Annotated in this window: 9 protein-coding genes; 6 read left to right on the top strand and 3 right to left on the bottom strand. The window is 59.1% G+C overall.

Annotated elements, in window-relative coordinates; genetic code table 11:
* Positions 1-28 precede the first annotated feature (28 nt).
* Together AC6I6S_RS17745 and AC6I6S_RS17740 are read left to right on the top strand one after the other, a co-directional pair.
* Complete coding sequence (locus tag AC6I6S_RS17745) at positions 29-1,351, top strand: polysaccharide deacetylase family protein (RefSeq protein ID WP_497952002.1); 1,323 nt, start codon at positions 29-31, stop codon at positions 1,349-1,351.
* Positions 1,352-1,600: 249 nt separating this feature from the next.
* Entirely contained in the window at positions 1,601-2,083 is a 483-nt protein-coding gene (locus AC6I6S_RS17740) for a cupin domain-containing protein (protein ID WP_497952000.1), read from the top strand.
* Between the two features lie 50 nt (positions 2,084-2,133).
* Here the strand turns inward: AC6I6S_RS17740 and AC6I6S_RS17735 are convergent, their stop codons facing one another.
* On the bottom strand, positions 2,134-2,628 hold the full coding sequence (locus tag AC6I6S_RS17735) for a halocyanin domain-containing protein (RefSeq protein WP_497951999.1): 495 nt from the start codon (positions 2,626-2,628) through the stop codon (positions 2,134-2,136).
* A 638-nt stretch (positions 2,629-3,266) separates the two neighbouring features.
* Here AC6I6S_RS17735 and AC6I6S_RS17730 point away from each other — a divergent pair.
* The 4 genes from AC6I6S_RS17730 to AC6I6S_RS17715 all read left to right on the top strand — a co-directional run bounded on the left by AC6I6S_RS17730 (position 3,267) and on the right by AC6I6S_RS17715 (position 9,028).
* Positions 3,267-5,048: a sensor histidine kinase gene (locus AC6I6S_RS17730; RefSeq protein ID WP_497951998.1), complete on the top strand. Its 1,782-nt coding sequence runs from the start codon at positions 3,267-3,269 to the stop codon at positions 5,046-5,048.
* A gap of 114 nt (positions 5,049-5,162) precedes the next feature.
* Positions 5,163-7,148 (top strand): response regulator, encoded by a 1,986-nt coding sequence (locus tag AC6I6S_RS17725; protein ID WP_497951996.1) that lies wholly within the window; start codon positions 5,163-5,165, stop codon positions 7,146-7,148.
* Between the two features lie 723 nt (positions 7,149-7,871).
* Positions 7,872-8,324 (top strand): DUF4870 domain-containing protein, encoded by a 453-nt coding sequence (locus AC6I6S_RS17720; protein ID WP_497951995.1) that lies wholly within the window; start codon positions 7,872-7,874, stop codon positions 8,322-8,324.
* Complete coding sequence (locus AC6I6S_RS17715) at positions 8,324-9,028, top strand: hypothetical protein (protein WP_497951994.1); 705 nt, start codon at positions 8,324-8,326, stop codon at positions 9,026-9,028. Before AC6I6S_RS17720 ends, AC6I6S_RS17715 begins: the two co-directional genes overlap by 1 nt.
* A gap of 14 nt (positions 9,029-9,042) precedes the next feature.
* Here the strand turns inward: AC6I6S_RS17715 and AC6I6S_RS17710 are convergent, their stop codons facing one another.
* Entirely contained in the window at positions 9,043-10,434 is a 1,392-nt protein-coding gene (locus tag AC6I6S_RS17710; RefSeq protein WP_497951993.1) for an ATP-binding protein, read from the bottom strand.
* 171 nt (positions 10,435-10,605) lie between these two features.
* The gene (locus AC6I6S_RS17705) at positions 10,606-11,955 is read right to left on the bottom strand and encodes an LLM class flavin-dependent oxidoreductase (RefSeq protein ID WP_497951991.1); all 1,350 of its coding nucleotides are present in this window, start codon (positions 11,953-11,955) and stop codon (positions 10,606-10,608) included.
* Between the last annotated feature and the right edge of the window lie 174 nt (positions 11,956-12,129).

Below are 12,129 nucleotides of genomic sequence, written 5' to 3'. Positions count from 1 at the left end.
GCCGGTTTCGAGGGAGGTACGGCCTTCCATGAAACGACGAACCTATCTCACGGCGGCCTCAGCGACCGCCGCGGCGACACTCGCCGGCTGTATGGGCGGCGACGACGTCAACAACGACACGAACACCACCGACGACGACCCGGAAGCTAACGGGGACGACGACCCCGAAGCCAACGGGGACGATGACCCCGAAGCCAACGGCGAGGACGAAGAGAACGGCGAGGACGACCACCCGGATCTCGTGGGCACCTTCGACGACTTCGAGGATCTGGGGGCCTGGCAGACGATCCTCGGATCGCTCGCGCCGGACACGGGATTCTCCTACGAGGGCTCGCAGTCGGCGTACCTGTCGACGGCAGAATCGGAGGATCAGGTCCGGATCGCCCGGGAACTCGAGGACCCGATCGACGTCGAAGGACTCGTCCCCGGACTGGCGCTCGCGACCAGCGAGGCGGCGAGAGCGGCGACGCCGTCGATTCAGCTCCACGACGCCGACGGCAACGTCGCCCAGTACCGCCAGCACGTCCACATGGACCACCCGTTCCACCGACACAACTTCGGGTTCACGAGCGTCTCCGGGGACATCGATATGAGCGAGATCACCGAGATCCAGCTCATCTACTGGACCGGTGACGAACACGAAGGTGAGCTCTGGGTCGACGACCTCCACTTCGTCCCGCAGATCAACACGGGGCAGGTGATGATCCAGTTCCAGGGCGGTCACGAGTCGGACTACACGCACGCCTTCCCGATCCTCGAGGCGCACGACCTGACGGCCTCGACGTTCGTTCCCACCTCCAGAATCCGTCCCACCAGCGGAACCGACGGCTCTCGGCTGACCGAGAGCCAGCTTGAGGAACTCGTCGACGCCGGCTGGTCGCTCGGCACCGTCGGTGCGCGCGGGCTTCACATGGACACGTACAGCGAGGACGAGATCGAATCCGAGGTCCTCAGCCCCCTCGAGTGGTTCGACGAACACGGTTACGACGACGCGAACTACTACGCGTTCCCCGGCGGCCGATACAACGAGGAGATGTTCGGACTCGTCGAGGATAACTACGAACTCGGCTGGGCGGGTCGCCACCGGTCCCAGGGCTGGGCGGCCAACCCCTACACCCTCACCCGCATCTCGGGAGAGGTGGGTCGGCGGAACCTCGACGCAAACGATGTCGTCGACGCGCTCGACTGGACCGCCGAACACGGCGGGCTCACGACGATCGTCTACTACATGACCGACGAGGAGGACACCGAGTCCCTCGAGGCGCTGGCCTCGCGCCTCGCGGAACTGCGAGACGCCGGTGACCTCGACGTGATCTCGCCGGAGGAGGTTGCAAACCAGTACGTCCTCTAGACGTCGCTTTTTGCGCTCGAAGGATCGTTCGTGCGCCGGTCCGAGCGAACCGCAACGCGAGTCGCTGTCTCGAATCGAGCTGCGACACGGACACAGTCTCGTGGTGAGTCTCAGCTCGACCACCAATCTCGAGTCGAGTCGCGCAACGGTTATGCGCCGTGCGAGCCTACTGCACAGTGATTCCAGGGCAGCTAGCGGAGTTCTTTGATCCTTCCTCGCATGCTCGGAGAATCACATGGAGTGAGATGCATGGCTACGACAACCGACACACAGAACCACCCCGCTCGAGCGATCGACCTCTACCAGTTCGACGGAGTCGACGTCTGGCAGGAAGGCGACGATCGGGCGCGACTCCGCGGCTACTTCCCGCTCTCGCCGGGGACGCCGAATGCGAGCGAGGTAGACGGCGAGAACCTCATGCTCGTCTGTCTCGAGATCGAACCGGGGAACTACCTTCCGACCCACCGCGACAGCAACGAGGAACTGCTGGTCGTCACGGCCGGCAGCGTCGAGGCGACGATCGGCGAGGACACCCTCGAGCTTACAGACGGTGCGTGTGCGATCGTCCCCGAGATGGTCCCCCACGCGCTCGAGAACACCGGTGAGACGACCGCCCGCGTGCTCGGGTTCTTCCCGAACACCGAACTGACGGCGACCTTCGAGGACACTCTCCAGCCGTTCGGGACCGACGTGGTCACTATCGGCGTCGACACGGACGACGCGACGAACTAGTCCAGCGTCCAACGGCGGAACAGGTCCCGGCCCGGACCGCCGTTTGTCAACTACTCCTCGAGGACGACCGCGCCCTTCATCCCTTGTTCGCGGTGGACTTCACAGACGTAGAGGTACGTCCCCGACTCCTCGTCTTCGAAGTCGTGTTCGAAGGTGAACCCCTCCTCGTCCTCGAGATCGCTTTCGAAGACGGGTTCGTCCGCCTCAGTTGCGTCTTCGATCTCTTCGTCCTCCTCGTCTTCCGGGGAGTGGACGACGTTGTGCTGGCCACCTTCGCCGGTCCACTCCCAGGTGACGGTCGTCTCCTGGGCGATACGGATCGCGGGCGGCTCGAACTCGAAGCCGTCGTCGCCGGCCCCGACCTCGACGGTGACTTCGTCCTCGTCGGTCAGATCCTCGGTTTCCTCGTAGTTCTCGACGTCTTCGAACCAGTCGCCGTAGTCCGGTTCCTCCTCGTCTTTCTGGGCAAGTGCGCCTCCAGCGACGTAGAGAGCGAACCCCGACCCGAGCAGTGTGAGTGCCGTTCGCCTGCTTATCTGCCTCATAGGAAAACCGCTACGAGGAAGGAAAAATAACCGGAACTTCCACTGGCAAGCCGGTTGCGAGATCGGCATGGAGTCTGACACTTCTGTGGGATTCGATTGTACCTCAATTGGCGTAGTGACTCCCGAGCACAGTGAAAGTGTGGCGATTCTCTCGTCGCCCCAACCCAATGCTATCGAATTAATGTACTATGTTTGTGTTTGTAATTGCATATATTCGAGTAAACGAACTTACAGCCACGTTTTCAATTCAAAAGATGGGGTACCCAATGGGACAACAACAGGGGGGGCAACGATATCCATGCTGTCGCGAACCGACAAACGACTTCGACAGGCTTCGCACGATCAGCAGACCGGAGGTCACGGAAGCGGAAATCCGCATACAGGCGATCTGTCCGCAGTGTTACTCTCGTCTCGATATCGTCGTTACCCGTTTAGACACGGACTCGATTCGGGTCACGATGGAGGTCACAGAGGATCTTTTCCACCGGAGCTAGTAGATATCTCCGACCAATCAACTGAATTACACAACACGGGGATATTACCGGAACCGCCGCCATGTGCTAAACTGACAGCGATTGTCAGTGACTATAATTGATTTTACCGGAATTACTATATGACTCCTGTTCAACGAATTTGGTATGGCGTGGCAACACACCACATTCGCGTACCCTATTCTTTTCGCGACCGCGCTTTCGCTCACGTTAGGTGTGTATACGGTCGTCCAGATCCGACACCGTGGGCAGTCGACAACGCTCCTTACGTTTGCAGCGATGACTGTGGCAATTACGATCTGGACGGCATTCGCCGCTCTCAAGCTTCTCAGTACTGACCCGACCATTAAATTTCACAGCTACCGCCTTCTCCATATCGGGAGTGCAGCAGTCGGTCCGCTACTGGTGTTGTTTGTACTCGCGTACACCGACCGCAGCAACTGGCTTACGCGTCCGATCGCTGCGGGGTTGTTCGTCGTTCCGGTCGTCTTCCTCACCCTATTGTTCACAAACCCGGGCAACATCGCAATCCTGGAGACTCGCCTGATCGAAACGAGTGATCTGATAATTCTGCGCACGGAACGCGGCCCGGCAAGCGTCGCACTCAGCTTCACGTACGCTGTTCTCATGGCGGGAGTTACACTCAGTATCGTGATTTACGAGACGATACGAACGGGGCGGGCGTACTACCCGCAAGCAGCACTGATCTCTGTCGCCGTTATCGCACCGATCGCCGCGAGTGTCATGACTGTCGTTGGTATTCCCCCGTTTGGCCACGAAGCGGTCAACCTCGTTCCGTCCGCAGCAGGCGTCTCTGTCGCCGTTCTTGGGATCGCTACGTTCCGGTATCGCTTGCTCAATCTGCCGTTGATCGCGTACACGACGACGATGCGGAACTCGCCGGACGGAATCCTCGTTCTCGACTCGACGGGTACCGTCGTTCAGACGAACGACAGCGTCGAGAAATTGCTGCGGTTATCGACGTCTCCAGTCGGCCAATCGGCCGAGCGTATCCTCCCAACCGATAGCATCGATCACGATGATGAACAGGTGATCGAGATTACGAGAGGAGAGACGTCTCGCGTGTTTTCGGTCCGATCCCAGCGACTGCAATCACAGGACTCCGTCGTCGGCCGCGTCGTTGTCCTCCGAGACGTCACGTCTCAGAAGCGATACGAGCGATCGCTCGAGTTGCGAAACGAGCAAAGCGAGTTATTGAATCAACTGGTTCGACACGATATCCGAAACGAGATGGATCTCGTCCTTGGATTACTCCGTCGAGTCGATTCGGACCTCGAGACACTCGACACGATCGACCCTGAAACACAGACGCAGTTACTGGAATCTACGGAACGGGTCAGACAGAACTGTGAGCACGTCGTCGATCTCACCGAGACGGTCGGTGACATCCTCCAGGCGATCGCCCACCACGAGCGAAGCCCGGAGCCTGTCGAAATTCAACCAGTTCTCGAGAACCAGATCACCGTTGTCGACGCGGCCTTCGAGGATGCGACTATCGCAATCGAAACCGAGGTTCCGGACGTCACAGTTCAGGCGGATGAAATGCTTTCCTCGCTCTTCTATAATCTGTTGACGAACGCCGTCGTCCACAACGACAAATCGACCCCGCAGGTGTCTGTCTCGGTAACGGGAACAGAACGGCGGATCGCAGTCGGTATCACAGACAATGGGCCTGGCCTGCCCGAGCGAACACAGCAGTTGCTCACCGACCGGTTCGATTTCGCAGAGTATACCGAGGACGGATACGGCCTCTACATCGTTTGTTCACTCGCAGAACGTTACGGGGCTGAACTCTCGGTCGCCGAGAACCACCCATCTGGGACGACGATCACAGTCGACCTGGAGCGGACGATGGACGAGCAACCTGCCCAGCCTCACGTGAGGGTGGATGACCCGTCCGCTCCGTGATATCGCCTCTTCATAGTGTGACCAAAGATTGATTGAGAATGGTGAACATGGTTCGTCATGATCGTTCGAGGGCGGACCTCCGTCTTGCGCTGTCTCGCCTAAGGGGATGATTCAATGACCGAAACAGTACCGGATGTCGGCGGGAGTGGAACGGTGTTAGAGTCGATTACGGTCTTGCTCGTCGATGACAATGAACGGTGGGCTACGTTCATCGCTGAAGAGCTAGAGCACCATGATTCGGTGTTAGAGGTTCGCACGTCCTCGAGTGCGAACGAGGCACTCTCAGCGCTGGAGGAGGCCGACACCGATTGCGTGATCCTCGACTATCAGATGCCGGAGATCAATGGAATTCAACTCTTGAAACGAATCCGGGCCGACTATCCTGAGCTCCCGTGTATACTGGTAACAGGCGAGGGAAGTGAGGAGGTTGCCGCTCGTGCCATCGATGCTGGTGTGACGGATTACCTCACGAAAAACCCAAAGGTCGACCAGGCACCAGTCTTGACCAGCAAGATCCGTAGCGTCGTCGAGCGACGTGCGCTGAGAAAGGTAATCGAGGCCGGCGAACAGCGGTATCGGACAGTAACCGAGCAAAGCCGAGATGCGATCGTGATTCTTCAATCTGAGCGGGTCGTCTTCGGGAACGAACAGTTGACTCGCCTCACTGACGCTCCGATGACGGAACTCATCGGTACAAATTTTGCTGAAACGTTCGTCGACGATGAAGATCAAGGACGATTCAGAGATATCGTGTATGAGTCCAGAAAGGACCTTCTCGGAGACGGCATCCACGATGTCCGGCTCCTGTCCGACAACCGGGGAATTCGCCACTGTGAGTACACCGGCCGAGCGATCACGTACGACGGGAGTAAAGCGACTATGCTGTCGATTAGAGACGTGACGGAGAAACGAGCACAGGAGATACAACTCCGTCGAGAACGGAACCTCAACAGCCGTGTTCAGCGAACACTCGTAACCGCTCAAACCCGAGAGGAACTCGAGACGGCGATCGTGACCGAACTCGCCGAGTTGGGATACGGTCTTGCCTGGATCGGATCGGTATCCGAAACACGAGTACAGCCACGAGCCGTTGCAGGCGATTCTGAGTATCTCGAGAGGGTTGAGCTTCGAGTCGACCAGCCGTCGTCCGAAGGTGAGCCAAGCGTCTGGGCCGCCCGAACTGGCGAACCGCAAGTGATCGACGACCTCGAAACACTCTTTTCGACTGACTGGCGGAACGCTGCACTCGAGTCCGGATTTCAGGCTGCAATCGCGCTGCCGCTTGCCTACGAGGGTATTACATACGGAATACTCACCGCGTACAGTAGCCAGCGGGAGCTGTTGAGCGATGACGAACGTACACTCCTCACAAACCTCGCGGCGACGGTTGGATATGCGATACACCATCTCGATGCTCGCAAGGCGTTGACCGCCGACCACGGTGTCGAAGCTAGCATCGAGTTACCAACGGATGCCCACTATCTCAGCGAGATCATCTACGATTCCCAGACAGACCCCTCAAATGTAGAGATCGTCGTACACAGCACATCCCCTCACGAAAACGACACGGTCTCCCAGTACGTTTCTCTCGCTTCCGGATCCGCTGAACCGTTCTGTGAAGCCGCAGAGAGCCACCCTGCCGTTCACGAACTCGTCTCAATACGTTCCACGGATAAGACGCTCTTTCATCTGATAGTAACCGCCCCGACTCCAGAGTCAACCCTCGTACCGTACAATGCCCTTGTCCAGTCCACACGTATTACCGCCGATCGTACGATATTGCGAATCGGGTTGCCGTCGAAGAAAAACTTGAGTTCACTCGTTAGTGCGCTCGATGACAAGTATGGTCGCGTGGCCGTACTGTCGTGCACTGAGGCCGACCTAACCCAACTTCGAGCGAATCCGTCCATTGATGAGAGTGATCTGACGGACAAACAGGCGGCGGCGCTGGAGGCTGCGTATCACCATGGCTACTTCGAACGGGAGCGAAAACACTCTGCGAGCGAGATTGCAGAAATCGTAGGGATTGCTCACTCCACGTACCTACATCATCTTCGCGCAGCCGAACAGAAAGTATTTCAGACACTCATAGAGGACTGACACCTCTCTGTGGGCCGGGTGTCAACAGAGTTCAGTAGAGATCTACGTGTTTCGTCGGCGCGTACTCTCGTCGTGAACGGTGCTACTTTGAAGCCGGAATGTAGTACGTTGGCACGCCGAACTGAAATACGTACCGTCTTCATACGTCGATCCGTGCGGTGTCCGACACTCTGTAAATTTGTGATTGAGATGTGTAACACACGATGTATGGCGTAGAAAGGCTTCTACTTCGATTCGAGTATGAGTGTCATGCGGTACGAACGGTTCACCTGCGCCAGCAGTGACATGGGGGACGGGGCGAACCCACAGCCGAAGAGAATCGGATTCCAGCGGCTGTGGGCGAGGCTCACCGTGAGTGCAAAGGTGATCACCGGTACCGCAACAGCGAACGAAGCACCATGTTAGTGACCTGCCCGCGAAGAAGCGTTCGATCATCTGCTCCGTCCCGAGCAGATGGACGGACTCGGACGATCCGTTCTCACTGTCAGCGCCGGTCGAGAGATCCACCGGGAGCTCGCGGGTGTCGTAACGACACCGGCTCACGAGATCCAGAAGGGGGGAGCGGCCAGGCCCGCTCTTTGGGGACGGCAGCGTTCGCTTCTCACGGTCTTGTCACTGTATGGTTGGGGGGCAGATTCCATCAAAATTTTTCAGTACAGGGTAGCCGTGCCAGATACCCCTCGCAGATCAAACCTCTCCTCCGCGAAACTCAACGTGATACCAATGGCAACAGATGATACACACATCGATACGGAACTGGATGCACAACAATCGGAAGCCGTCTCAGACGGTTCACAGCCGGCGAATACCGACACGACGGTGGTCGGCGGATTGAGCGAAAACGTTGCGGGAGCACTCGCATATTTCTTCGCGCCGATCCTCGCCGTGATATTCTATCTGCTCGAGGACGACAACGAGTTCGTTCGCTTTCACTCGGTTCAGTGTATGCTCATCGCCGGCGCGATGTTCGTCTTTTACATGAGCATCATGATTCTCGGGTTCGTCCTCGAGATGATTCCCGTCGTCGGCTGGCTCATGGGGCTCGGGCTGTGGTTCTTCTCGCTGCTCTTGCTGCCAGTCGGCTTCATCGTCTGGCTCCTCCTGGTCGTGAAGGCCTACAAGGGGCAGCAGTACGGACTACCCGTCGTCGGAAAGATCGCCGAGAGGCACGTCTGATGACACTCCGGCGACGAACAGTCGTCATCGGTGGGATTAGCGGGCTCGCTGCCTTGAGCGGCTGTCTGAGCACCGACGCTATCAGAGACCGGGTTCGAGACGAGACCCGGAGCCGCGCCAGCGAGGAACTGAGCAACCGAACGGGATTCGACGTCGAAATTCCCGACGAGGGACCCGAGACGACCGACGACTGGCGTCTGTACGAGTTCGCCGCCGGCGAGTCCTACGAATATCGCGTCGAGAACGAAGAGGACGGTTCCGGCGTCTTTCTCTGGAGCGTCGAAGATGCTGGCGAAGACCGCCTCACAGTCGAAACCGAACTCACCTTCGACGGAGGCGAGGAGTTCGCCCGGACGGTAACCGGGACGCAAGACGAGATCTTCTCGGAGCTGATGGCCACACCGGCAGCGATTTTCGTCGGTTCGGGCTTACACTCGCCCCACGTCGCGGCCAACGAAGGAGTGTACGTGGGATACGAGTGGCGCATCGGTACTGACGAAGGGAGTCTCCGCTATGCAGTCGAGGAGACGGACGACTACGTTGGCTACGAGTGTTACGTCGCCGTTACCGAAATCGATGAGGTCGCCGTCCACGAGAGCTGTCTTTCCCCCGAGTTAGCGTTTCCAGCATACGTCGCATACTACGACGAAGAGACCGGAGAGCCGGTTCTCGAGATGGAGTTGCTCGAGTACTCGGGACCGTGATCACGCCTGATATTTCACCCGCGTGAGAAGATCCGATCCAGGTCGTCGAGGTCAAAAAGCGTCCACTCGTCAGTGAGTTCGTTCTCGAGGCCGTCGACGAACCCACTTTTCGAAAAGAGAGCGAACTGCTCACTTCGATCGTCGGGGCCCCACCGAACGCTGTCGACCTTCTCTCGAAGATCCGAAACGAGTCCGTGACCAACCGGCTCACTGGTCCATTTACATTCGGCGGCAAGGAGACGATCATCAGCGGGAGCGAGTCCGACGATATCGATCTCCTCTTCACCGTACCACCAGCGCCCGACGTCAGCGTACGGATCGAGGTCACCGCCCCTGATCAATTCCCAGACGGCTTCCTCACAGACGTCCTCGAACGTCGCTGCAACGTGTGTGGGGAGATCGGGTTCGATCGCGCTATCAAACACAACGGCCGGCGCTTCCTGAATACTGGAGCGGTTCGGTTCGACGTACCGGAACCAGAAGCGGAGAAACTCATCACCAACGCGGTACCGAGATCGTTTGGATTTCTTCGCGGAGGCGGTGACGGGGATGTCGCGCTCGAGCAGTCGAAGTCGCCGAAGTGTCGCGAGGTACTTCGAAAGTGGGCCCGGATTGATGCCAGTGGCACCAGAAATTTTGTTCGGTGTCGTGTGGCCCAGCGACACCGCTTCCAGGATGCTCAAATAGCGTGCCGGATTTCGCAGTTCGGTTCGAAGCAAGAACTCCGGCTCGTTGTAGAGTACCGCTGTCGGCGAGAGGATGTGAGACCTGATGTTGTCGGCAAGCGACTGGTCATAGTCAAAGAGTGTGAGATACATCGGCGTGCCGCCAGTGATTGAATATGACCGAATCCCATCGACGATGTCGTACGTGATTACTTCGCGGGCTTGCTGGAATGAAAACGGCTGGAGATCGATCTGTCCAGTCCGTCGGCCGTACAGCGGGCTTTCGTGACCGAGCACCGCCGATTCCATCGTGCTCACGCTCGAGCCACAGAGCACCAGCATCGAGTCGGTATTTTGGAGCTGTTCGTCGACAAACGCCTGTATGTAGGACGGGAGCGAATCGTTCTCTTCGATTAGGTACGGGAATTCATCGATGACGACGATCCGCTGTTCTCCAGTGAGCTTTTCTCCAAGATATTCGAACGCACCATCCCATCCGTCGATCAGCGGGAGGCGGTCGTCGAAGGTTGTAGCGACTTGCTCGACGAATTTCTCTCGTTGGCGGTCCTCTGCCTCCTGAGCTGCGAGGAAGTAGACGTGTGGGTGCTCGGTGCAGAACTCTTTGAGTAGTTCAGTTTTCCCGACACGCCTGCGCCCGTAGACGACGTAGAACGCAGAGCCGGGTGACGCCAACGCAGTTTCCAGCGCGTCAAGTTCGTCAGTCCGGTTGTAGAAGGTCATACTCTAGATAATGATTATTGCGATAATGACTTGAGTGTTCTGGTGGATCGAGAACGCGGTAGCGATTACAGTGGTGCTGGTACAGTCACATTCTTCTCGCCTTAAACGGCGGGATTCGCTCCTTGAAGAATAGTAGCAGAAAGTATTCCTACACCACTTGACATCCTCCTCTCAGGACTGCCGTGCGGGGTGATCGTCGGCCAGTCGCCGCCGTCCCAGAACGTTCTCGCGGAGGGTATCGGTCTCGTAGGACTCCCGGATCAGCCCGCGCTCTCGCAACACCGGGACCACGAGGTCGACGAAATCCTGAAGGGTGCCCGGCCGGGTGACCTCCTTGAGGTTGAAGCCGTCGACGCCGACCTCCTCGCGCCAGCTCTCGAGTTCGTCGGCCACCTGTTCGGGCGAGCCGACGACGACGGGCGAGGTCGATCCCAGCCCTGCGAATCGGGCGGCCTCGCCGACGGTCCACTCGCGGTCGTCGTTGGTCGTAAAGGCGTTCATCGCCCCCTGGATCGCCTCGGTTTCGATGTGTTCGATCGGCTGGTCGGCCTCGAGTTCCGAGAGGTCCATGTCGAGAAAGCCGCTCAGCAGCGAGAGCGTGCCCTCGACGCTGACGTGTTCCTTGTAGGTGTCGTACTTCTCGCGGGCGATGGCCTCACTCTCGCCGGTGATCACGACGACGCCGGGGAAGAATTTGAGAGCGTCGGGGTCGCGGCCGTGGCTCGCGGCGCGCTCGCGCATGTCCTCGACGTAGTCGCGGGTCGCCGCCTTCGTCGGCTGGGAGACGAACACCGCCTCGGCGTTTCGCGCGGCGAACTCGCGGCCGCGGTCCGAGGAGCCCGCCTGGTAGAGCACGGGCGTGCGCTGGGGGGAGGGTTCGCAGCCGTGGGGGCCCGGCACCGAGAAGTAGTCGCCCTCGAAGTCGATGCTGTGGACCTTCTCAGGGTCGGTGTAGGTGCCGGCCTCGCGGTCGCGGACGACGGCGTCATCCTCCCAGGAGTCCTCCCAGAGGCGGTAGCAGACCGCCATGAACTCGTCGGCGCGGTCGTAGCGCTCGTCGTGGTCGATCCGGCCCTCGAGACCGAGGTTTTCGGCGGCGCTCTCGAGGTACGACGTCACGATGTTGAAGGCGATCCGGCCGTCGGTGACGTGATCGAGCGTCGAGAGCTCCCGGGCGAGCTGGTAGGGGTGGGTGTAGGAGGTCGAGCGGGTGATCGCGAAGCCGACGTGGTCGGTCACCTCGGCCATCGCGGGCACCAGCGCCTGGGGGGCGTTCGAGGGGGTCTGGATCGCCCGCCGAATGGCAGGGTCGCGGCTCTCGCCGTAGACGTCGTAGATGCCGCGAACGTCCGCGAAGAAGATGGCGTCGAGGCCGCCGCGTTCAGCCGTTCGTGCTACCTCGGTCCAGTACTCGCGGTCGGTGTAGCGGTGGGACTGGTCGCCGGGAATGGTCCAGGTGCCCGGCGAGACGTGCTCGACGGAGTTCATCGTAAAGAGGTTGAAGTGCAGCGGCTCGCTCATGGTGTGCCCGTTTCGGCGCCCGCCTAAAAGAGCGGTCGACACCGGTAAGACATGAGCAGGTCCGGCGGCGGGCGATCCCACGGACTGAAGATGGCTGCGAACTGCGATGGGTGCTTATATCTCCAGCGCTCAGGATTCCTCCGTCTGAAGACGGAGGGGGATGTCAACAATTTC

It is taken from the genome of Natrononativus sp. DTA114 (assembly GCF_059736515.1).
Note: the sequence above shows the minus strand (reverse complement) of the source record. Positions and strands in the feature narration are given on the sequence as shown.